19 protein-coding genes are annotated in these 22,979 nt (G+C 34.1%); 14 read left to right on the forward strand and 5 right to left on the reverse strand.

What is annotated here, in order from left to right; translation table 11 throughout:
• Positions 1-146: 146 nt before the first annotated feature.
• Positions 147-2,978: an excinuclease ABC subunit UvrA gene (uvrA, locus tag Q0838_RS12875; protein ID WP_298955862.1), complete on the reverse strand. Its 2,832-nt coding sequence runs from the start codon at positions 2,976-2,978 to the stop codon at positions 147-149.
• Between the two features lie 287 nt (positions 2,979-3,265).
• Here uvrA and Q0838_RS12880 point away from each other — a divergent pair, with 287 nt between their 5' ends.
• The 4 genes from Q0838_RS12880 (at position 3,266) to Q0838_RS12895 (ending at position 4,993) form a co-directional block, all read left to right on the forward strand.
• Positions 3,266-3,712 carry a hypothetical protein gene (locus Q0838_RS12880; RefSeq protein WP_298955864.1) on the forward strand — a complete coding sequence of 149 codons (447 nt, stop codon included), beginning with the start codon at positions 3,266-3,268 and terminating at the stop codon, positions 3,710-3,712.
• Positions 3,712-4,146 (forward strand): hypothetical protein, encoded by a 435-nt coding sequence (locus tag Q0838_RS12885; protein ID WP_298955866.1) that lies wholly within the window; start codon positions 3,712-3,714, stop codon positions 4,144-4,146. Before Q0838_RS12880 ends, Q0838_RS12885 begins: the two co-directional genes overlap by 1 nt.
• Complete coding sequence (locus Q0838_RS12890; RefSeq protein WP_298955867.1) at positions 4,146-4,352, forward strand: helix-turn-helix transcriptional regulator; 207 nt, start codon at positions 4,146-4,148, stop codon at positions 4,350-4,352. The genes Q0838_RS12885 and Q0838_RS12890 overlap by 1 nt, the downstream gene beginning before the upstream one ends.
• Before the next feature lie 125 nt (positions 4,353-4,477).
• Entirely contained in the window at positions 4,478-4,993 is a 516-nt protein-coding gene (locus Q0838_RS12895; RefSeq protein WP_298955869.1) for a hypothetical protein, read from the forward strand.
• Here the strand turns inward: Q0838_RS12895 and Q0838_RS12900 are convergent.
• Positions 4,959-5,666, reverse strand: coding sequence for a hypothetical protein (locus tag Q0838_RS12900; RefSeq protein ID WP_298955871.1), 708 nt, complete (start codon positions 5,664-5,666; stop codon positions 4,959-4,961). The genes Q0838_RS12895 and Q0838_RS12900 overlap by 35 nt on opposite strands.
• A gap of 63 nt (positions 5,667-5,729) precedes the next feature.
• Between Q0838_RS12900 and Q0838_RS12905 the strand changes: the two genes are divergently transcribed.
• Entirely contained in the window at positions 5,730-6,254 is a 525-nt protein-coding gene (locus tag Q0838_RS12905) for a hypothetical protein (RefSeq protein WP_298955874.1), read from the forward strand.
• 90 nt (positions 6,255-6,344) lie between these two features.
• Here the strand turns inward: Q0838_RS12905 and Q0838_RS12910 are convergent, their stop codons facing one another.
• Positions 6,345-6,884 carry an inorganic diphosphatase gene (locus Q0838_RS12910; RefSeq protein ID WP_104516198.1) on the reverse strand — a complete coding sequence of 180 codons (540 nt, stop codon included), beginning with the start codon at positions 6,882-6,884 and terminating at the stop codon, positions 6,345-6,347.
• 199 nt (positions 6,885-7,083) lie between these two features.
• Between Q0838_RS12910 and Q0838_RS12915 the strand changes: the two genes are divergently transcribed.
• Positions 7,084-8,235, forward strand: a complete 1,152-nt coding sequence (locus Q0838_RS12915; RefSeq protein ID WP_298955885.1) for a VWA domain-containing protein — start codon at positions 7,084-7,086, stop codon at positions 8,233-8,235.
• 167 nt (positions 8,236-8,402) lie between these two features.
• Complete coding sequence (locus Q0838_RS12920; protein WP_298955888.1) at positions 8,403-8,993, forward strand: porin family protein; 591 nt, start codon at positions 8,403-8,405, stop codon at positions 8,991-8,993.
• Between the two features lie 545 nt (positions 8,994-9,538).
• Here the strand turns inward: Q0838_RS12920 and Q0838_RS12925 are convergent.
• On the reverse strand, positions 9,539-10,180 hold the full coding sequence (locus tag Q0838_RS12925) for a hypothetical protein (RefSeq protein WP_298955891.1): 642 nt from the start codon (positions 10,178-10,180) through the stop codon (positions 9,539-9,541).
• A 4-nt stretch (positions 10,181-10,184) separates the two neighbouring features.
• The gene (locus Q0838_RS12930) at positions 10,185-10,679 is read right to left on the reverse strand and encodes a sigma-70 family RNA polymerase sigma factor (protein WP_298955894.1); all 495 of its coding nucleotides are present in this window, start codon (positions 10,677-10,679) and stop codon (positions 10,185-10,187) included.
• A 122-nt stretch (positions 10,680-10,801) separates the two neighbouring features.
• Here Q0838_RS12930 and Q0838_RS12935 point away from each other — a divergent pair, with 122 nt between their 5' ends.
• From Q0838_RS12935 to Q0838_RS12965, 7 genes are all read left to right on the forward strand, one after another.
• Positions 10,802-12,100 carry an NAD(P)/FAD-dependent oxidoreductase gene (locus Q0838_RS12935; RefSeq protein WP_298955897.1) on the forward strand — a complete coding sequence of 433 codons (1,299 nt, stop codon included), beginning with the start codon at positions 10,802-10,804 and terminating at the stop codon, positions 12,098-12,100.
• Positions 12,101-12,255: 155 nt separating this feature from the next.
• Complete coding sequence (lpdA, locus tag Q0838_RS12940; protein WP_298955899.1) at positions 12,256-13,656, forward strand: dihydrolipoyl dehydrogenase; 1,401 nt, start codon at positions 12,256-12,258, stop codon at positions 13,654-13,656.
• Positions 13,657-13,781: 125 nt separating this feature from the next.
• Entirely contained in the window at positions 13,782-16,049 is a 2,268-nt protein-coding gene (locus Q0838_RS12945; RefSeq protein WP_298955902.1) for a TonB-dependent receptor, read from the forward strand.
• A gap of 89 nt (positions 16,050-16,138) precedes the next feature.
• Entirely contained in the window at positions 16,139-17,455 is a 1,317-nt protein-coding gene (locus Q0838_RS12950; RefSeq protein WP_298955905.1) for an anthranilate synthase component I family protein, read from the forward strand.
• Positions 17,456-17,464: 9 nt separating this feature from the next.
• Positions 17,465-18,793 (forward strand): tRNA lysidine(34) synthetase TilS, encoded by a 1,329-nt coding sequence (gene tilS / locus Q0838_RS12955; protein WP_298955908.1) that lies wholly within the window; start codon positions 17,465-17,467, stop codon positions 18,791-18,793.
• On the forward strand, positions 18,790-20,877 hold the full coding sequence (locus Q0838_RS12960) for a thioredoxin family protein (protein WP_298955913.1): 2,088 nt from the start codon (positions 18,790-18,792) through the stop codon (positions 20,875-20,877). The genes tilS and Q0838_RS12960 overlap by 4 nt, the downstream gene beginning before the upstream one ends.
• 87 nt (positions 20,878-20,964) lie before the next feature.
• Positions 20,965-22,776: a DUF885 family protein gene (locus Q0838_RS12965; protein ID WP_298955915.1), complete on the forward strand. Its 1,812-nt coding sequence runs from the start codon at positions 20,965-20,967 to the stop codon at positions 22,774-22,776.
• Positions 22,777-22,979 lie beyond the last annotated feature (203 nt).

Here is a 22,979-nt window from a genome sequence, read left to right on the forward strand (position 1 = left end):
ATATCTAAATATGCTGTTCTTCCCATACATAAATATACAAAAAATATATGACATTATATAACTATATTGGTATTAAAACTCTTTTAAATAAGAAATCCCTTAACGTAGAGCGTTAAGGGATTTCTTATTTTTAATATCTGATATATTTAATGGAGCTCTTTCTTTAAAAATCTAGCCGTATGACTTGTTTTATGCTTAGCAACTTGCTCTGGTGTTCCTTTTGTTAAGATATTACCACCACCACGGCCTCCTTCTGGACCTACATCTATAAGGTAGTCACATATTTTGATAACGTCCATGTTGTGTTCTATAACGAGAACTGTATTACCTTTATCAACCAGTTTGTTAAGAACATCCATAAGAACAGCAACATCTTCAAAATGAAGCCCTGTAGTAGGCTCGTCTAGTATATAAAACGTGTTGCCAGTATCTCTTTTAGAGAGTTCGCTAGCTAGTTTAATACGCTGCGCTTCACCACCGGATAATGTAGTAGACTGTTGTCCTAAAGTAATGTAGCCTAGTCCTACATCTTTTATAGTTTTTAATTTGCGGTATATTTTAGGGATAGGTTCAAAGAAATCTGTCGCTTCTGTAATGGTCATATTAAGAACATCACTTATAGATTTACCTTTGTATCTTATTTCTAGAGTTTCTCTGTTAAAACGTTTCCCTTGACAGGTTTCACAGGTTACATAAACATCTGGCAGAAAGTTCATTTCTATAACTCTTAATCCACCACCTTTACAGGTTTCACAACGTCCACCAGTAACATTAAAGCTAAAACGACCTGGCTTATAACCACGTATTAATGCTTCAGGTGTTTTGGCAAATAAGGATCTTATTTCGTCAAATGTTTTAGTATACGTCGCAGGATTAGATCGTGGTGTTCTACCTATAGGGCTTTGATTAATGTCGATTACTTTATCACAATTATCTAGTCCTTTAATGCTTTTATATGGCATCGGTACTTTAACACCATTAAAGAAGTGTGCATTCATTATAGGGTAAAGCGTCTCATTTATAAGAGTAGATTTACCACTTCCTGAAACACCAGTAACACCTATCATCTTACCTAGAGGTAGGTCTATAGAAACATCTTTCAGGTTATTTCCAGTACAACCTTTTAATGATATTTTTTTACCATTTCCCTTACGGCGTTTTTTAGGAACAGCTATTTCTCTTTTACCGTTAAGGTATTGAGCCGTTAACGTGTCGTGTTTTAAAATCTCCTGTGGTGAGCCTTCACTTATAATATTACCACCATATTTTCCAGCTCTTGGGCCTATATCTATGACATGATCTGCTCGCTCGATCATGTCTTTATCATGTTCTACCACGATTACAGAATTTCCTGTATCTCGCAATGCTACTAGAGAATTAATAAGTTTTTCATTATCTCGCTGGTGCAATCCTATGCTAGGCTCATCTAATATATATAGCACACCTACTAACTGAGATCCTATTTGTGTGGCCAGTCGTATACGTTGTGCTTCACCACCAGAAAGTGTTTTGGCACTTCTGTTCAGTGATAAATAATCGAGGCCTACGTCTAGTAAAAACTGTAATCGTTCTCTTATTTCTTTTAATAGTTCAGTAGCTATTTGTTGTTGCTTTCGCGAAAGCGTGCCATTTAAAGATTCAAACCATTCTACTAGCTGGACGATATCCATTTGAGCTAATTGAGCGATATTTTTTTCATTAACACGGAAGTAAAGAGATTCTTTACGTAATCTAGATCCTTCACAATCAGGACAGGTAACGTTATCCATGAATTCTTTTGCCCAACGTTGTAAACTAGTACTATCGTTATTATTATAGGTTTGCTCTATAAAGTTAGCAAGCCCTTCAAAATCTATTTTATAACTGCGTTTCACACCTAGATTCTTGCTATCTACCTCTAGACTTTCTTTACCGCCATAAAGAATCATCTCTATCGCTGCTGCAGGCACTTTATCCAGTGGATCTGTTAGTTTAAAATCAAATTTTTGAGCGATAAGTTCCAGCTGTTTATAAATCCAGTTTTTCTTATTGTCAGGATATGGTGCAAGACCACCTTTAGTAATAGAAAGGCTGCGGTCAGGTATGATCTTGTTTTTATTTACCTGATAAAGTGCACCTATGCCATTACATTTAGGACAGGCACCTTTAGGACTATTAAAAGAAAAGTTATTAGGTTCTGGCTCAGGATATGAAATTCCAGTTTCTGGGCACATTAACGTACGAGAGAAAAAACGACCTTCTTTCTCACCGTGTGGTACGATCATCGTGATGTCGTTACCGTGATACATAGCGGTTTTTATAGACTGGTCTAGTCTTTTAATGTCTTCTTCAGTATTGCTTACTTGTAATCTATCGATCACTATTTCTATGTCGTGGACTTTATAGCGATCTAGTTTCATTCCTTTAGTAATGTCTACTATGACATTATCACATCTTACTTTTACAAAACCTTGTTTTGCTATTTGCTCAAAGAGTTCTCTGTAATGCCCTTTTCTACCTCTTATGGCAGGTGCTAGTATATTAATGCGCTGGCCTTGGTATTCTTCTATAATAAGATCACGTATTTGCTCATCGCTATAACTTACCATTTTTTTACCTGTGTTGTAAGAATAGGCATCGCTAGCACGAGCATATAGTAATCTTAAAAAGTCGTAAATCTCAGTAATGGTGCCCACTGTACTGCGTGGGCTTTTACTGGTTGTTTTTTGTTCTATAGCAATAACAGGAGAAAGGCCGTCTATTTTATCAACATCGGGACGTTCTAGACCACCTAAGAACTGTCTGGCATATGCGCTGAAGGTTTCTATGTATCTACGTTGACCTTCGGCATAGATAGTGTCAAAGGCCAGCGATGATTTACCAGAACCAGAGAGACCGGTAATTACCACTAGTTTCTCCCTGGGGATATCTACATCAATATTCTTTAGATTATGAACTCGTGCTCCTTTTACTTCGATAATTTCATCAGTGTACGTCATAGTATATTGCAATCTTGCGAAGTTAATTCTAATGCATCAGAAATAGAATTAAAGCTTACTTAAAATCCTGTGGAGAGTAGGGGTTTTTATACTTTCTTAATTTAAAAGTAATTGTTTACCTGTACATACATTTAGGATTTTTGCTTCATTCTAATAGGTTCAGTTTTTAAATAGGCTGTACCTGTTGTTAAACTATAAAGTAGTTTTTATTAAAATTAGTTCAAAATACAAGTTGTTTTTACTAAAAGTAAAGTATATTTGTCATTATAATAAAAATACTTTACGTTATGAAAAAATCTGTTTTAAATAAGTTTTGTGAATTTGAGAAGAAAGGCGGCGTTTTCCCTTTGCTACCGGCTTCATTTAAATACATAGGGACATATGTTTCAATTAGTGCCATAGTAGGTTTATTACTGGTCTATTATCTAGGTGATGAGTTGAGAGATTTTTATAAAGAGGTATGTATGCACTTTGTTCTTATCGGTTTATTTTTACTAGTGCTTTCTAGGGATAAAAATGAAGATGAGCGCACAAATCAATTACGTTATAGAGCATTTGCGTTTGCTTTTGTGTTGGGTACAGGAATGTTATTGATACTTCCTTTTATTCATATGTTACTCCATGGTTTTTATCAAGATATTCTAGAATGGGAATATCAAAGTTTCTTTTTTATCATGGCGTCCTATTTATTTTATTATTTGATGTATTTCAATATTTTTAAAAAGCAATTGTAATGAAGGATAAACAATTAGAAAAAGTAAGAAAAGGAGATTTTTTATTATTGCCACATTACATGAAATGGGTAGCAATACTTCCTGTTTTATGTGGAATAGTATTATTCTTTCTTAAAGAATACCAACAATTTTTAAATGATGATGTCGCAACCAGTATGGCTGGACATTTAATTCTTTTAGGTTTTTTATTAATTATGTTAAGTAGAGATAAGTTTCCAGATGAGCGATTACTTAATTTACGTCACAAAGCAATGGCTTATGCTTTTATACATGGTATGATTCTAGTTATTGTTACACCGTTTTTAACCTATTTGTTAAGCAGTTTATTTCGTTCTGGAACTGAGCTTTATTTTATGGATTATGGGGTGTTTTCTATTTTTATTTTTCAGATCATGTATTTAATTAATTACTGGCGTTTTAAACAAGATTTATAATGAAAAACACTATCCACGTGCAGCGAGCCATCCATAAAATGACGCAAGCAGATCTCTCTGAAGCGATAGGTGTCTCTAGACAGACCATAAATTCTATAGAAAAAAGCAGGTATGTGCCATCTACTATTTTAGCATTGAAAATTGCGAGAACGTTTAAAGTCCCAGTAGAAGAGTTGTTTGAGTTAGAAGAGAGTGATGATAGATAGGAGCGAGTAGTTTTGTGACATTAATCAGGTATTTAAGAAACTGATCGAGACCGGTGTTTTTTTTAACGATAGATTAATAAAATATTTTTATTTTTCAACTAATTCTGTTTTCTATATGATTTATTATGACTCAATTTTACTCATCACAAAACAATTGGAAAACAATCTCCTACTTAATAGTTAGAGTTGGTTTAGGCTCTTATTTGCTTATTCATTCTTTAATAAATTTGAATAATTATGATCAGTTTATCCAGCTATCTATTCCATATGTACCACAAGGAAGTGAGTTAGGTTTCTTAGCAAATTTCACTCCTGTGGTTCCGCTTTTAGAATTTTTTATAGCTTTAATGATTCTCACAGGTTTATATGCTAGAAAAAGCTTAATGTGGGCTATAGGTCTAGGTTTTTTCTTTACAGCTCTTTTTCATTATACAGGTGATATAAAGACAGCACTTACCTATAGTTATACACTTATTCTTAAAGTGGGTTTATTTTATTCCTTACACTATAATAAATTCTCTGCAGATTATTATAACCTTTGGACAACACAACAGGCTATAGAACTAGAAAAGAGAGAAAAGGAAGTACAGGACCAGAAAAAGAAGGTTATGGATTCACTTTTAGGTCTGTTACAGGAATAGTTACTCCTAAAATACTACGCTTTTGTGCTAGAGGGAAATCACCAGCTGTTATTTCCCAATCACTCCATTTTGCCTCTATAGCGTCGAGAGGTAGGATACTCACCCACATTTTAAAAGAAGTAGGACGATAGTTATCATCTACCTCCCATAGGTAGGAATCTCCTGGGGTCGTACCACCAGAGTTGTAAGTTACTAATAGTTTCTCTTTACCATCTTCAATTATGAGCTCTCTAGTAGTGCCTAGATCAAATATTTTATACGGTGCAACTACCCAGAAACTATCATTATTAAAATTCTTTGCAGCATAAGCGATCGCCTCATCTTTTTCTTCTCCTTTTAATGGTTTACCATCTTTAAAAGCAAAACTACTTTGAGGTTTTTGTGTTTGATAAGCAACTCTATAATCACCCCAGTAAACATCTACTAGATTTTGCTGTACTTTCCATTCATATTTATTCACACCTCTAAAAGTCCATTGAATCTCATTTACTTCTGTAAACTGTTTATGGTTGATGGCATCTAGTATTTTTAACGCCAGGTCGTCTGCTAGCTTGCCAGATTTTCCTTGAGGTACATCTTCAGTATAAACGATTTTAAGTGTTATAATAGCAATAATAATAATGGCTAGAATAGCTAAAATACTTTTCAATAAAAAACGAAATATCTTTTTCAAATCGGAATTAATTTATCAATTTAGGCAAATATAAACTTAGAATAACTGAGATAAATATATAATATGAAATTATTAGGAATAGGCTCAAGAATTAATCATGAGCAATATGGTTTTGGAGTGGTTACTAATGTTACTGCGACTATGTACTGGGTAACTTTTCAAAAAGATGGACTAGAAACCATACCTCTAGATACAGATTTTGAGGTAATAGAAGCTTGTGAGGACGACGTAGATACCGTAAGCTTCTATGATGTTGAGAAGTCTCTACGTGAGATCCTAGAAAGATTTAGTGATGTAAGTCAGGTAGTGGCACTAGCAGATAAATATAAAAATGGTACGATGATTCTAAGACCAGCAGACTCTAATCTCGCAGACAAAGAAATACCTATCAATACATTTTGGCACAAGATAGTTATGTTGCGCGACCGTTTAAGAGTAATGGAACAAAAGATAAATAGTTCTAAAGATCTGGACGACCAGCTCAAAGTAGATTTACAGCAATACATTACTCGTATTTATGGAAGTCTTACCACTTTTAATGTACTATTTGCTAGCAAAGACCAGCAATTTAAGGGTAGTGGAAAATAGGCAGTAATTCTATAATTAAATATACTAAAAAAGTAAAAGCCTTTAAAATCAACGATTTTAAAGGCTTTTAAAATTAAAAATAGTTACTAATTACTTAGTACCGAATTTTTTCTTGTAATCTTCAATAGACTGGTTTACTATTTCTAGTGCCTTCTCACGGCCTTGAAATTCGTCTACACTTACTTCTTTATTTTCTAGTTTTTTATAGTCTTGGAAGAAATTGCGCATTTCTTTTTTCCAAAATTCAGGAAGCTCCTCGATATCATTAAAGTGAGCCACAGACATATCGTTTGCAGCAACAGCGATAATTTTATCATCCATCTCACCACCGTCTAGCATTTGCATAACACCTATAACTTTGCACTCTACAAGACACATAGGTACGATCTCAATTTGAGAAAGAACTAATATATCTAGTGGGTCGTTATCATCACAATATGTTTGCGGTATAAAACCATAGTTAGTAGGATAATACATAGAAGAGTAGATCACACGGTCTAGAATTAACATTCCAGATTCTTTGTCTAACTCATATTTTGCTCTTGTATTTTTAGGAATTTCTATAATACCAGTTACATTTCCTGGTGCATCTGCTCCGTAACTTACGTCGTGCCAAGCGTGTTTAGTCATTTTCTTGTTTTTTGAACGGCTGCAAAAATAGTGTTCGTTACGCTTTCGCGAAAGCGAAAACACATTAACTTATCGTAAAAAACGTACTTTTAGATAAGTAATGTTTAAATAGGTATCATAAATCGTGTTTTTAACACAAACCAATGTTAAATATAGATAGATAATTTTGTTTTATCGTTTTGTACTTTACTTTTAAAAAATGGCACAAGAAAGACTAGGTTTTAAATTTGAATTCTATAACCCAAAGGAAAAAGATCCTTTTGATAAGCTATTCGGCATATTTAAAGAGTTAATAACTCATACCTCTGGAGATTTTGATGAAGCAATAGAATGGTTAAGAGAACTGGATAAGGAATATAAACTTACTACACCAGAATATACGATTGAAGATTTTATAGAAGATCTCAAAGCGCGCGGTTACATTAAAGAAGAATTTGACCCTAACGATGGTAATAGAGAAGGAGAAGAAGGTGATGGCGATATATCAGGGCGTTTTTCTATTACTGCAAAGACAGAACAGTTGTTGCGTAAACATGCGTTAGACCAAATATTCGGTAATATGCGTAAAGGTGCTAGTGGTAATCATAAAACAGGTAAGCTAGGTCAAGGTGATGAACACAGTGGTGATTACCGTCCGTATAGATTTGGTGATGGTCTGGATAGTATTTCTATGACAGAGAGTTTGCGCAATGCACAGATCAATCACGGGATGGGTAATTTTAATCTGACAGAAGAAGATCTAGTTGTAGAGGACTCTCAGTTTAAAGCACAAATGAGTACGGTACTCATGATTGACATATCTCACTCTATGATATTATATGGAGAAGATAGAATCACACCAGCAAAAAAGGTGGCTATGGCTCTGGCCGAGTTAATTACGACTCGTTATCCTAAGGACACACTGGATATAATCGTTTTTGGTAATGACTCATGGCCCATTAAAATAGCAGACCTTCCTTATCTTAAAGTAGGGCCTTATCATACCAACACGGTTGCAGGTTTACAGCTAGCCATGGATATTTTAAGAAGAAAACGTAATACGAATAAACAAATTTTTATGATTACCGATGGTAAGCCTAGTTGCCTGCGATTAAATGACGGTACGTATTATAAAAATTCAAATGGTCTGGATGAATACATCGTTGAGAAATGTTATACCATGGCTGCACAAGCTCGAAGGTTACATATACCTATAACTACTTTTATGATCGCAAACGATCCTTATTTACAACGTTTTGTAGATCAATTTACCGAGGCTAATCAAGGAAAAGCATTCTTTACAGGGTTACAAGGGCTAGGCGAGATGATTTTTACCGATTATGAAGCTAATAGAAAAAAGAGGTTGAAATAATCATAAAGAATTCACGAGTTGTATAGTTAAAAGAGTAAAAGAAAATACAATCTCTTTTACATTTAATTAAACAAGGATTCTTTGATTTGATACATCTCTTTTAAGAATGAGTCGATATAAGGAAGCATTTTTATATATTTGATCTGATTCAATCCAAAAACTGACAAATGAAATCTATCTATTTTTCCTTAATTGCTTTGTTTTTAGCAACTTTTACAGCAACAGCCCAAGATGTAACCTATGGTGTTATAGGTGGTGTTAATTTTTCAAAAATAGACAACCTAGGTGGTAGTGGCTTTGGTGATACTAGAACTGGTTTTCATATAGGTGGAGTGGTAGAGTTACCCTTTGCAGATAAATGGTCTTATGAAGGTAGTTTACTTTATTCTGTGGAAGGTGAAGAATTTTCAAACAGCGCAGGCACTGATACAGATGTAAGATTACAATACATCAACGTGCCATTACAATTCAAATATTACGCGCTTAAAAATTTTAGTTTTCACTTTGGTCCACAAATAGGCTTTCTTTTAAAAGGAGAAACGACTACTGGAGATGGGGATGCAGTAGAATTAGAAGACACAGTAAATACTAACTTTGCTGGTACAGCAGGTATGGGTTATGATTTAAAACAGTACAACCTTTACTTTAAAGGTACTATTACTTATGGATTTTCTGATATTTTTGATAATGAGTCAGATGGTAGTGATAGAAGCCAGTTGCCAGGAACTGTACATTTATCTGTAGGATATAAATTTTAAAGTATTTGTTTACATATTAGAGTAAAAAAAATGCGGCCATAGGCCGCATTTTTTTTGCTTTATCATAAATAGATAGTATCAACTAATAAAACACATCGAGAAGAAATTTTTAATCCTTTAACTATACATTTCATTTTTATCTCTAACTACTAGCAATGATAGAGATCAATCTATAGGTAAGTGGATAGATATAAAAGAAAATAATTTTGTAGAATTTGATAAAGAAGATTATGTAATTTTAGACAGTCTCGATAATCTGTATATAAGTAAATATTTTAAAAGAAAAAGAAAAAGAAAAAGAAAAAGAGTAAGCAGTACCTACCAGATTTTTAAAGAAACCACTCTTTTAAAATTATAAATTATGTAAACTGGATTTAAATCAAGAAAACACAAAAAAGACGCTCTGTACGACTCAACTCAATAGTGATAATAAGATGAGACTACAAATGGATGTGACTGTTAATAGACTAACAGAGTACAACAAAGAAAAACAAGTTTGTTAGAATAGAAAGATGTAAACGGTATAGAGCAGCTTTTTAAATATCTCAAATCTCCATGCGTTTTAACTCATTATAATTGCGCTTTAATTTGTTTAATAATATACCATAGATCAACATATATATAAGATATAGCACTACACATAGAATTAAAAATATGACAAAGGTTAATCCTAAGAATGCAGCATAAAAGGTAGTTTCATGCCCTATAAAGTTAGGAGAATTCAATAGTTCAGATATTCTAGGATCATGAGGTATAATTATTACAGCACCTATCATACCTACTGTCATGACATAAATAAGATTATACCATATGTACCACTTCATGGTGCGCCTAGTCCTGAGTATTCTATCCATTAACCTTTTAATAGGTTGCGATGTAGAAATGTTCTTGTAATTTTTATAAAATAGAAATATAAAAAGGACAATTACTAAGTAATGTAAAATCATAGAACCATAATAAAACGGTTCTCCTATCATTTCTATAGTATCATTCTTTTCATTTGTAAAATGAGAGATTATTCCTAAAACGATAAATAGTACAAATTCTATTATGGCAATAAAAAATAGCCATTTTACAATACTGCTCGATTTTCTAGCCAGTAAGACATATAACTGTTCTTTAGAAAATCGAGGGGCGTTATCAGTTTGTGACTGCCAGCTTTGTTTAAGTATATCTAGTTGATCCATGGCTCTATGGATTTATAATTTTAGTTAATTTTGTTTTAATCCTGTTCATCTTCACCCTTGCATTTACTTCAGAGATCCCCATCGTTTCGGCTATTTCTCTATAATTCTTATCTTCTAGATATAGAAAAACCAGTGCTTTTTCTATATCATTTAATTGTTTTACTGCGCCGTATAAAAGTGTGAGTTGCTCCATTTGCTCGTCATCTTCTGGTCTGTCAGCGATCTTAAATTGAACAGAATCATAATACTGTGTTTTTACTCGTCTTGTAGACTTGCGATATAATGTAATAGCCGTGTTTAATGCCACTCTATACATCCAGGTACTGAATTTAGAATCACCTCTAAATTTAGGATAGGCACGCCACAGTTGTACCGTCACTTCCTGAAACAGGTCGTTGTGTGCATCTTGGTCATTTGTATACAGTCTACATATTTTATGGACTATATTTTGATTCTCTTCGAGCTGTTTAACAAATTCTTCTTCGAGTTTTTTACTCACTTTTAATAGGCTTGGTTACTTAGTAAGTCCTTTATTTTTTTAAAACGTTACAATTATAGAAAAGAATGTTAATCAAAGGATAAATCACTCTTTCTAAATTATCTTTGTTAAAACTTCATAAGATGAATATTCCACAGTCAGATTTACCACGAGTAATTGTTGTGGGCGGTGGTTTTGGTGGTGTTACGCTTTCGCGAAAGCTGACCAAACAAAATTTTCAAGTCGTACTTATAGACCGTCATAATTATCATAATTTTCAACCATTAATGTATCAGGTAGCCACTAGTGGATTAGAACCTGATTCTATAGCATTTCCATTGCGCGGCCTGGTAGAAGATCGTAAGAATTTTATATTTAGACTGGCACAAGTAGAAGCGGTAGAGCCAGTCATGAAAACGCTACACACCTCTATAGGAGAAGTAGCTTATGACTATCTAGTAATTGCAACTGGAACAAAAACTAATTTTTTCGGTAATAAAAACCTAGAAGAAGCTTCTTTACAAATGAAAAGTGTACCGCAAGCACTCAACATAAGAAGTTATATGCTTCAAAACTTAGAGAAAGCGACACTTACTAATGATATTGAGGAGCGCAAGAAATTAATGCGTATTGTTCTCTCTGGTGCAGGACCTACAGGCGTAGAACTAGCCGGTGCTTTTTCTGAATTTAAAAGAGGAGTTTTACAAAATGACTATCCAGATTTGAATCCAGATCACATGGAAATTCATTTGTTAGACGGCTCAGATCGTGTGCTAGCCAGTATGAGTAAAAAAGCATCGCAAAAAGCCGAGAAATACCTAAGAAAATTAGGAGTGCAAATTCATCTCAATGTATTAGTTAATAATTATGAAAATGACACTGTTCTTACTAATACAGATCTAAAAATGGAAGCATTTACTTTTATCTGGAGCGCTGGTGTGATAGGTAATCCTATTAAGGGACTGCGAGAAGAAAGCGTGGATGAGCGCTCACAGCGTTTTCTGGTAGATAAAATGAATCGAGTAGAAGGTTATGAAGATATTTTTGCAATAGGAGATATTGCCTTAATGAAAACCTCAGAATTTCCTAAGGGTCACCCACAAGTCGCTCAACCAGCCATACAACAAGGTCTACTTTTAATAAAAAACTTTAAGAGAATACAACAAGGTACAGCGCTTAAAGAATTCAGTTATTTTGATAAAGGAAGCATGGCAACCATAGGTAGAAATAAAGCCGTTGCAGACGTGAAATCATTTACTCTAGGTGGTTTTCTAGCATGGATTACCTGGCTAGCAGTTCATTTATACTTCTTAGTAGGTGTAAGAAACAGATTAGTTGTTTTTCTTAATTGGATTTACAACTATTTTAATTTTGATAGAGCCGCTAGAGTAATAATAAGACCTTACCAAAAGAAGAATACTAATACCCAACTAAAGGAATAGTTACCGATAAAGGTGCGGTATTTTTACAGTCATTTTGTGGTTATTATATCAACTATTGAACGATAAATGCGGTACATTAATACAAAAACATCCATTTAATAAGTCTTGTTTTGGTATCTTTGAAATACTTAAATTCATAATAAAACCCAACTCTTATGAGTACGTACGATGTAGCAATAATAGGTTCTGGACCTGGTGGCTATGTGGCCGCAATACGCTGTGCACAACTAGGCATGAAAACTGCCATTATAGAAAAGTATAATACCTTAGGAGGTACATGTCTTAATGTAGGTTGTATCCCTTCAAAGGCACTTCTAGATTCTTCTCACCATTATGACGATGCTATGAAGCATTTTTCTGACCATGGTATCGAGATTCCTGGAGATATAAAGATCAACTTTGAGAAGATGATCGCTCGTAAAAAGAAAGTTGTAGACCAGACATGTGATGGTGTACAATTCTTGATGAAAAAAAACGAGATCGATGTGTTTACAGGTATGGGATCTTTTGTAGATGCTACACACATAAAAATAGATGGTGAGACGTCACAGACTATAGAAGCAAAACATACTATTATCGCTACAGGTTCAAAACCTGCTACTCTACCTTTTATCACACTAGATAAAGAAAGAGTAATTACCTCTACAGAAGCACTCGTTCTTAAAGAAATTCCTAAACACATGATCGTAATAGGTGGTGGTGTTATAGGTCTAGAATTAGGACAAGTCTATAAAAGATTAGGTGCTGAGGTTACTGTTATAGAATATGCAGACCGCATTACACCAGCAATGGATAAGGTACTTTCTAAAGAATTAATGAAAGTTCTTAAAAAGCAAAAAATTAAATTTAATTTATCACATGCGGTTAACAAAGTAGAGCGCAATGGCGATACAGTTACCGTTACCGCAAAAAACAAAAAAGGAGAAGAAGTTACCTTTGAGGGTGATTACTGTCTAGTCTCTGTAGGTAGACGTCCTTATACAGATAAATTAAATGCTACTGCCGCAGGAGTTAAAATTAACGAGCGTGGACAGGTAGAAGTAAATGAACATTTACAGACTAACGTTTCTAACATCTATGCTATAGGTGATGTAGTACGTGGTACTATGCTAGCTCATAAAGCCGAAGAAGAAGGAACCTTTGTAGCAGAAACCATAGCAGGTCAAAAACCACACATTAACTATAATTTAATTCCTAATGTAGTTTATACATGGCCAGAAGTAGCTAGTGTAGGTAAAACAGAAGAAGAATTAAAAGAAGCCGGTGTAGAATATAAAGCAGGGTCATTCCCTATGCGTGCATTAGGTAGATCTCGTGCCTCTGGAGATATCGACGGATTAGTAAAAATCCTAGCAGATAAAACTACAGACGAAGTTCTAGGTGTACACATGATAGGAGCAAGAGCTGCAGATTTAATAGCCGAAGGTGTTACTGCAATGGAATTTAGAGCCAGTGCCGAAGATATAGCTAGAATGTCGCATGCACATCCTACTTATTCTGAAGCTGTTAAAGAAGCAGCGCTTGCTGCAACTGACGATAGAGCTCTTCATATGTAAATTTAAAAACATCATATTTATTTAAGCCGGTTCTTTAAGAATCGGCTTTTTTACACCCTTAACATTTCGTTAGCAAACTCTTTAAGATCTATTTACGTATTTATTAAAACTAACTTAATAGATTCATGAAAATTATAGTTCTAAATTCTAACGCCTATTTTTATTCCGCTTTCGCGAAAGCGGTATTATTTTTTCCCTTTTTCTTTATAACACAGTTTATTGCAGCCCATACGATTACTGGTTTTATTAAAGATATAAATGGTCAACCAGTAAAAGATGTTTATGTTTTACACATGAAATCTGACACACATACTCATTCTAATGCCAAAGGCTTTTTTACCATAGAAAATGTGGAGCAAGAAGAAGAGCTGAGGTTTTCTCATATAGGTTATGAGGCGAGTTCTATGGTAGTAACTAATCCTAAAGATATTTTACAAATTACCTTAAGTGCATCTTCTCTAGATCTAGATGCGATTACTATAAGTAACGATGTAGAGACACTTAATGTACTAGCAAATGTAGATTTACAGATTAATCCAGTAACTTCTTCTCAAGAAATCTTAAGAACAGTACCTGGACTATTTATAGGACAACACGCTGGTGGTGGTAAAGCAGAGCAAATTTTTCTAAGAGGTTTTGACATAGACCACGGTACAGATATCGCTATTAATGTAGATGGAATGCCTGTTAACATGGTTTCTCATGCACATGGACAGGGTTATGCAGACCTTCATTTCCTTATCCCAGAAACTATTAATAATATTTCTTATGGAATAGGTAGTTATGACGAGAGCGTAGGTAACTTTGCCACTGCAGGACACGTAGATTTTAAAACTAAAAGTTATCTAGATGAGAGTAAAATAAGTGTAGAGATAGGTGATTTTAACCACCAGCGTTACCTAGGCCTGGTACAACTAGTAGATAATGATCATACTACAGCTTATTTTGCAACAGAATATTTAACTTTTGATGGGCCGTATGATAGCCCACAAAATTTTGATAGGATCAACCTGTTTGGAAAATTACACCACACTACAGATTCAGGAAATAGACTAAGTTTAAGTCTATCTCATTTCGACAGTGATTGGGACGCAAGTGGACAGATACCACAACGGGCTGTAGATAGTGGTTTAATAGACCGTTTTGGTGCGATAGACGACACAGAAGGCGGTTCTACCTCTAGGACTAACGTAGTCCTTAATTATGACATGGACATAAGTGATAAAGAACAGTTAGAAACGACTATGTTTTATTCCCATTATGATTTTCTGTTGTATTCAAATTTCACGTTCTTCTTAGAAGATCCTATAAACGGAGATCAGATACAGCAGCAAGAATCTCGTGACTTATCTGGTTTTAAAACTAAATATTCTTATGAAACTCAACTAGGTTCAAATGACCTAAGTCTTACAGCAGGTTTTAGTTTAAGAAATGATAGAACTGACGCATCAGGATTATCAAGAACTTTAAATAGAAGAACAACACTTGAAAATATACAATTAGGTGATATTAATGAGACCAATTCTTCACTCTTCGTTGGTGCAGAATTATCTGTAAATAAATTATTAATAGATGCAGGAGTAAGATTAGAGCGATTCAAATTTATTTATAAAGACGCATTAACAGATACATTTAATACACAATCGCAAACAGCCACAGCATTATTACCTAAATTGAATTTTAATTATGAGATAAGTGATAATGTAAAAGTTTACCTGCACAATGGGATAGGAATGCATAGTAATGACACTAGAGTAGTATTAGAAAATGGAGCAGATGATATTCTACCTAAATCTTATGGGTCTGATCTAGGTGCTGTATGGAAAGCTAGTGATAACCTAGTGGTTAATGGAGCGTTATGGTACTTGTTTTTAGAACAAGAATTTGTCTATGTAGGTGATGCAGGAATCGTAGAGCCTAGTGGTGAGACAGAGCGTTATGGTTTTGATCTAGGTTTAAAATACCAGCTTACAGACTTCTTGTTTTTAGATACTAATCTTAATTATGCACACGCTAGAGCGATTAATGAGCCAGATGGGGCAGATTATATACCACTAGCACCAGAATTTACCTCTACAGGCGGTATTATTCTTAAAGATTATAAACGATTTAATGCTGGACTGCGTTACCGTTATATAGGTGATAGAGCAGCAAATGAAGATAACAGTATCGTTGCCGAGGGCTATGTTGTAGCAGACTTTAATGTGAATTATGATTTAACCGATAACCTAAGACTAGGTATGGCTGTACAGAACCTATTTGATGTAGAATGGAATGAAACACAGTTTGCAACAGAGTCCAGACTTGCTACCGAGGTGCAGTCTGTAGAAGAGATTCATTTCACACCAGGAACACCTATCTTTTTAAGAGGTAGTATACAATATCGGTTTTAAGAATATTTAAAATATTACAAATTAAGTAAAAGCTATTTCTGTAAGAAATAGCTTTTTGCTTTCTCTACAACTCTTACCTTTGTTAGATCATGAAACAAAGAGAACTCCATCGTTTTACCTTAGAAGATGCTGCTATTTTTAAAAAGAAATTGCTATCGTTTTTTAGATTAGAAAAACACCTCGTTTATCTAGAAAGCAATCAGGGTAATCTTAAACATGACACTTATGCAACACTTATAGGAGTAGGTGCTATAAATAGTATAACTTGTAAAGCAGGAAAGGCATTTGAACAGTTAGCTACTTTTAAGACAGAAAATAAGGACTGGATGTTCGGTTTTCTAGGTTATGATCTTAAAAATGAATTAGAAGACCTGAAAACAGAAAAACAAGACCTTCTACAGTTTCCAGATTTAAGCTTTTTTGTACCAGAATTAGTTTTTGAGATTTCACTAAATGAGCTCAAATTACATTCTTTTATGACCTCACAACCTGCGGCGCAAAAACTTATATCAAAGATAGAAACTCATTCTTTTACCTCCTTTAAAAAAGTAATAAGACCAGTACCTTTAAGAGCAAGAGATACTAAGGAAGATTATTTAAAAAAAGCACAAACTTTTTTAGACCACATTCATAGAGGTGATATTTATGAAGCAAATTTTTGCACTCAGTTTTATGCACAAGGAGTATTGCTAGATACTCAAAAAGCATTTCATGAATTAAATCAAATAAGCGAGCCACCATTTGCTGTCTATGCTAGATTTAATGAGCACTATGCGATATGTGCCAGTCCAGAACGTTATTTGAAAAAAACAGATACACAGTTAGTTTCTCAACCTATTAAAGGAACCGCAAGAAGGTCTGTCCATCTCGTTGAAGACCAAAAATTAAAAGAACTACTTTATCACGACCCTAAAGAGCGATCAGAAAATGTGATGATCGTAGATCTAGTACGCAACGATCTTGCTAAAACAGCTTTAAAAGGCAGTGTGCAGGTAGAAGAGCTTTTTGGAATGTACTCCTTTAAGCAAGTACATCAAATGATCAGTACAGTAGTGTCGCAATTAGACAGTAAATATGGTGCTATAGACGCTATAACCAGTACATTTCCCATGGGTAGTATGACTGGAGCGCCTAAAATAAGTGCTATGGAAATCATTGAACAAAATGAATCTTTTAAACGAGGACTGTACAGTGGCGCAATAGGCTATTTTACACCTCAAGACGATTTTGATTTTAACGTGGTGATACGCACTATTTTATATAATGAAAAATCTAAATCATTATCCTTTTCTGTAGGCAGTGCGATAACAGCAGCTGCAGTACCAGAAAAAGAATACGAAGAGTGTTTTTTAAAAGCCAAAGCATTAATAGAAGTACTAGCGCTACAAGGCGTTTACTTTGATTAAATTTGTACCATGCTACTAGCGTTTAAAAATCATATAAAAAATCATTTTCCAGAATTTTCTACAGCATCTATTGCGGTTGCAATAAGTGGTGGAAAGGACAGTGTGGTTTTAGCTTATTTGCTCGATCAATTGGACTTTAATTTTGAACTCATCCACTGTAATTTTCATTTAAGAGATTTAGAAAGTGATGGAGATCAGATTTTTGTAGAAAAAATGGCTGCAAATATGGATCGTAAACTCCATGTATTGCATTTTGATACATCGCAAGTAGCTCAAGATAGAAATATATCTATTCAAATGGCTGCTAGAGACTTAAGGTACGAGGCTTTTGATAAAATCGCTGTAGAGAATAAATTCCAGCATATTCTAGTGGCACACCATCTAGATGATCAATTAGAGACATTTTTAATCAATCTAGGACGCGGCGCGGGACTGCATGGGCTTACAGGAATAAGAGAACGCAACGGATTTATTTCTAGACCTTTATTGCCTTTTTCTAGAGGGCAAATAAGTGATTATGCTACACAAAATCATATCGAGTGGCGTGAGGACAGTAGTAATAGTTCTACTAAGTATTTACGCAATAAATTAAGACACGATGTAATTCCCTTGCTTCATGATGCGTTACCACATCTCGAGGGTAATTTTTCAAATACTTTGAGTTATCTTAAAAACTCAGAACTGTTGCAAGATGTTGAAGTGGCACGCTTTCGCGAAAGCGGAACTAAAACAATCTCAGGTAACTTAACAATAAATATCGAGTTGTTAAAAAAGACCTTAAAACCAGATGCTTACCTTTTTGAACTTCTAAAAAATTATCGCTTTAATATTCATGACGCGGTGAAACTCTTAGATTCTGAAAATGGGAAAACCATTAAATCTGGCGAGATGAGGTTAGTAAAAGATCGCGACGCTTTAATTCTTTCTGGCATAAATGATATCAATGAGGTTCACATAGAAATTGATGAAAAAACGACAGCTGTTACCACGACAGAAGTAAATTTAGAAATAAAACATATTCTGAATAAAGATTTACTTACTTATGTAAAAAATAATAGTAGTAACAATAAATTATTTCTAGACACTAGTAAGTTAACAATGCCGTTAATATTAAGAACATGGCAGCACGGAGACCGCATACAGCCTTATGGAATGAGAGGAAGTAAGTTAATAAGTGATGTATTAACGGATAGTAAAATCTCTTCTTTAAAACGAGAAAAAGCCTTAGTATTGACTAGTGGTAACGACCTTATATGGCTAGTAGGAAAAAGAGCCAGTAAACACCATAAAATAACGAGTAGAACACAATCCATTATAGAAATAACCATAAAACTATGAGAAAACTTCTTTTTGCTTTAATAGCTCTAGTTTCTTTACAATTAACGGCCCAAGAAGATCCTGTCTCATGGTCTGGTGAGGTAATAAAGTTGACCGATAACGAGTATGAATTAATTACCACTGCCACCATGGAACCTGGCTGGCACATTAATTCTCAAGTAATATTACCAGAAGATAATTTTGGTCCTATACCTACCAGCATAAGTTTCTATGATGTAGAAGGTAGAATAGAGTTGATAGGAGAGAATAAAGAAATAGGATCTTACACTGCTTATTCTGATATATGGGAATTTAATGTATATGAATTTACTGATATAGCTGTTTTTAAACAGAAGATAAAGGTTTTAGATCCAGATCTAGAATATATAATAGCAAGTGCTTTTTATCAAACTTGTGATGATGAGATGTGTTTGCGTCCTACACATGAAGGTGTGAGTTTTAAAATAAAACCTGAAGCAGTACTACCTGCAGGAGCATTTGACGTTATAGAAAAATATCTAGATAATGATAAAGAGCCTATAGTTGCTGGTGCGCCAGATGCATCTTCTATTAAGATGAAAGAAATTCATGAAAATCATGCGACAGATACAGATACTGAAAAGGTAAAAGAAGAAGAAGTTAAAAAAAAAAATAACGAAGAATTAAAAGAGGATACTCAGGGAGAAGGTGAAGACCGTAGTCTTTGGGGGATTTTTATAGTTGCATTTCTTTCGGGCTTTGCAGCACTTTTAACACCATGTGTGTTTCCTATGATACCGCTTACGGTTAGTTTCTTTACTAAACAGAGTGCTAATAGAGCATCGGGAATAGGTAAAGCTTTTTTGTATGGCTTTTTTATAATTGTGGTTTATGTTCTTCTAGGTACTGTTGTTGTAGCCATATTTGGTGATAGAATATTGCATGCTCTTGCAACTAATGTATGGGTAAACCTCACGTTTTTTACTATTCTAGTAGTTTTTGCTGCTTCATTTTTAGGCGCATTTGAAATTACGTTGCCGCAATCATGGGCTAATAAAATGGATGCTAATTCAAATAAAGGAGGAGTATTAGGAATCTTTTTTATGGCTTTGGCGTTAGCTATTATATCATTTTCTTGTACAGGACCTATTGTAGGGTCGTTAATTATAGAATCTTCGTCAAAAGGTGGTATCGCACCTATCGTAGGAATGTTTGGTTTTTCACTAGCACTAGCTTTACCATTTACTTTATTTGCTATTTTTCCAGGATGGATGAATTCTTTGCCTAAATCAGGTGGCTGGTTAAATACAGTAAAAGTTGTTTTAGGATTTTTAGAACTAGGTCTTGCTTTAAAATTCTTATCATCTGCTGATTTAGTTTATCAATTTCATTTTGTGGATAGAGAAATATTCATAGCGCTATGGATTGCCGTTTTTGGAGGTTTATCTTTATATCTTTTTGGTAAAATTAGGCTTCCTCATGATGGTGTAGAGAGTCATATCTCAGTAGGGAGATTGCTGTTAGGTCTTATTGTGTTATCATTTACGGTTTATTTGATACCAGGGTTATGGGGTGCGCCTCTTCAAATGGTATCTGGATTTACACCACCTTTAAATTATGCAGAATCACCTAGAGGTGTAGGTTATAAAGAGTTAGATCCTAATTTAATTATTCCAGAAGGCGCTCACTTAACGGTGCATGATATTATAGCCTTTGATGATTATAATAAAGGTGTTGATTATGCAAAAAAAGTGGGAAAGCCAGTTTTATTAGATTTTACAGGCTGGGCCTGTGTAAACTGTCGTAAGATGGAAGAGAGAGTCTGGTCAGATCCAATTGTTTTAAAAATGTTGAAAGATGAGTATGTACTTATTTCTTTATATGTAGATGACGCAAACAGTTTACCGATAGATGAACAATACGAGTCTGAAATTTTAGACGCAAAAGTAAGAACAATAGGAGATAAGTGGTATGAGTTTCAGAAACGAGAGTATAATATAGCAGCTCAACCTTATTATGCTATTTTGGATAAAAATGGTAATAGGCTCAAAGATCATCAACCTATTGATTACACTCCTAATATTAAAGAATATGCGGCATGGTTAAAGAAGGGATTAAAAAAATAATTAAATAGTCTTAAAAATATATTAAAAACCGATTCAAAATTGAATCGGTTTTTTTGTTGGATTATCTTTAGAACTCAATATCAATTTATGAAACAAATAATAGTTATAGTAGCGATGGTAATGCTTATTTCTTGTAAAGAAGAAGAAGGTAATACTTTTGTAAAAGTACATAGTACAGAAAATGCGGCCCAATTCAACGACTGGCTAGCGGTTCAATTTAAAAAAGATTTATCTCGTGATCCACAGATGCAAACTTCTATGGGGAGCAAAGAAAATTATGGAAAGTGGACCGATATATCATCAGAATTTGACCTAGAATCTAAGAAGATAGCAGAGACAAGGCTATCTTATTTAAGAGATTCTATTAATAAAGAAGAGCTTACTGGTCAGGATCGATTGAGTTATGATTTATACTATCAAAAGCGGCAACAAGAAATTGCAAACTTTGATTATAGATTATACACGTATCCAGTAAATCAAATGCATGGAATGCAGTCTGAAATTCCGGCCTTTTTGATTAATCAGCACCGGATAGATAACGTGTCTGACGCAAAGGATTATATATCTAGATTAAAAGGAATACAGCCACTTTTTGAGCAACTATCTGAGAACTTAAAATTAAGAGAGGATCATGGTATTATGATGCCACGGTTTGTGTTTAATCATGTGTTAAAAGACAGCAGGAATGTTATTGATGGTTATCCGTTTAAGAAAAGTAAGTATAACAGTACTTTAATGGACGATTTTGTAAATAAGATTTCTAAATTAAAGTTATCTACTGAAGAGAGAAAACAACTAGAAGAAGAAGCTGTACTAGCACTTCAAAATGAAGTAGAATCGGGCTACAAAACATTAATTGCAACCTTAGAAAATCAGCAACAAAGAGCCACCACTGATGATGGTGTGTGGAAATTTCCTGAAGGAGATGCGTTTTATGAGCATGCTTTACAACAAACTACGACCACTGATATGACTGCAGATGAAATTCATAAATTAGGTATTTCTGAAGTGGAGCGTATACATGGGGAAATGAAAGAGATTATGAATAGAGTGAATTTTGATGGTTCTCTTCATGATTTCTTCAAATTTATGAAAGAAGATGAGCAGTTTTATTATAATGATGATGTATCGGGAAAGACAGCGTATTTAAAAAAAGCTACAGCTATTATAGAAGACATGAAGGATGAATTGGACCAGCTATTTATTATTAAGCCTAAGGCAGATATAAAAGTAAAAGCGGTAGAAGCTTTCCGTGAGGCAAGTGCAGGAAAAGCATTTTATCAACAGCCAGCTATGGATGGCAGTAGACCAGGAACGTATTATGCAAATTTATATAAAATGAAAGCAATGCCTAGTTATCAAATGGAAGCCCTTGCTTATCATGAAGGTATACCAGGACACCATATGCAAATTGCTATTGCGCAAGAATTAGAAGGAATACCAGATTTTAGAAAACATAGTTTCTATACGGCTTATGTAGAAGGTTGGGGTCTCTATTCAGAATTAATACCTAAGGAAATAGGTAAGTATGAAGATCCTTATAGCGATTTTGGTAGATTAGCTATGGAATTATGGAGGGCTTGCAGACTTGTTGTAGACACTGGAATCCATACGAGAAAATGGAGTAGGGATGATGGTATTAATTATTATGTAAGCAATACTCCTAATGCAGAAATTGATGCTGTAAAGATGGTAGAGCGTCACATAGTAATGCCGTCACAGGCTACGGCTTATAAGGTAGGTATGAATAAGATTTTAGATTTAAGAGAAAAGACAAAGATTGAGTTGGGGAATGATTTTGATATAAGAGAGTTTCATGATGTGATTCTTACTAGTGGAGCGTTACCATTAAAACTGCTAGAAAAACAAGTCGATGCATACATTCTAAGTAAAAAGTAGTAATCGATTTTAAATAAATTACATGATTAAAAAGGTTATCGTTAATTCGATAGCCTTTTTGTTTTTATACAAGACTTAAGCTCAATAATATGCTATTAAGCAGTTATCATATCACAAACCGATCTAATACCAATTTAGTTTTTAAATGCCGTATAAAAAGCTTTTAGATAATGATGATTTCCTGTGATTGATTTTATAGTTTG

The organism is uncultured Nonlabens sp. (genome assembly GCF_947495285.1).
Lineage (GTDB): Bacteria > Bacteroidota > Bacteroidia > Flavobacteriales > Flavobacteriaceae > Nonlabens.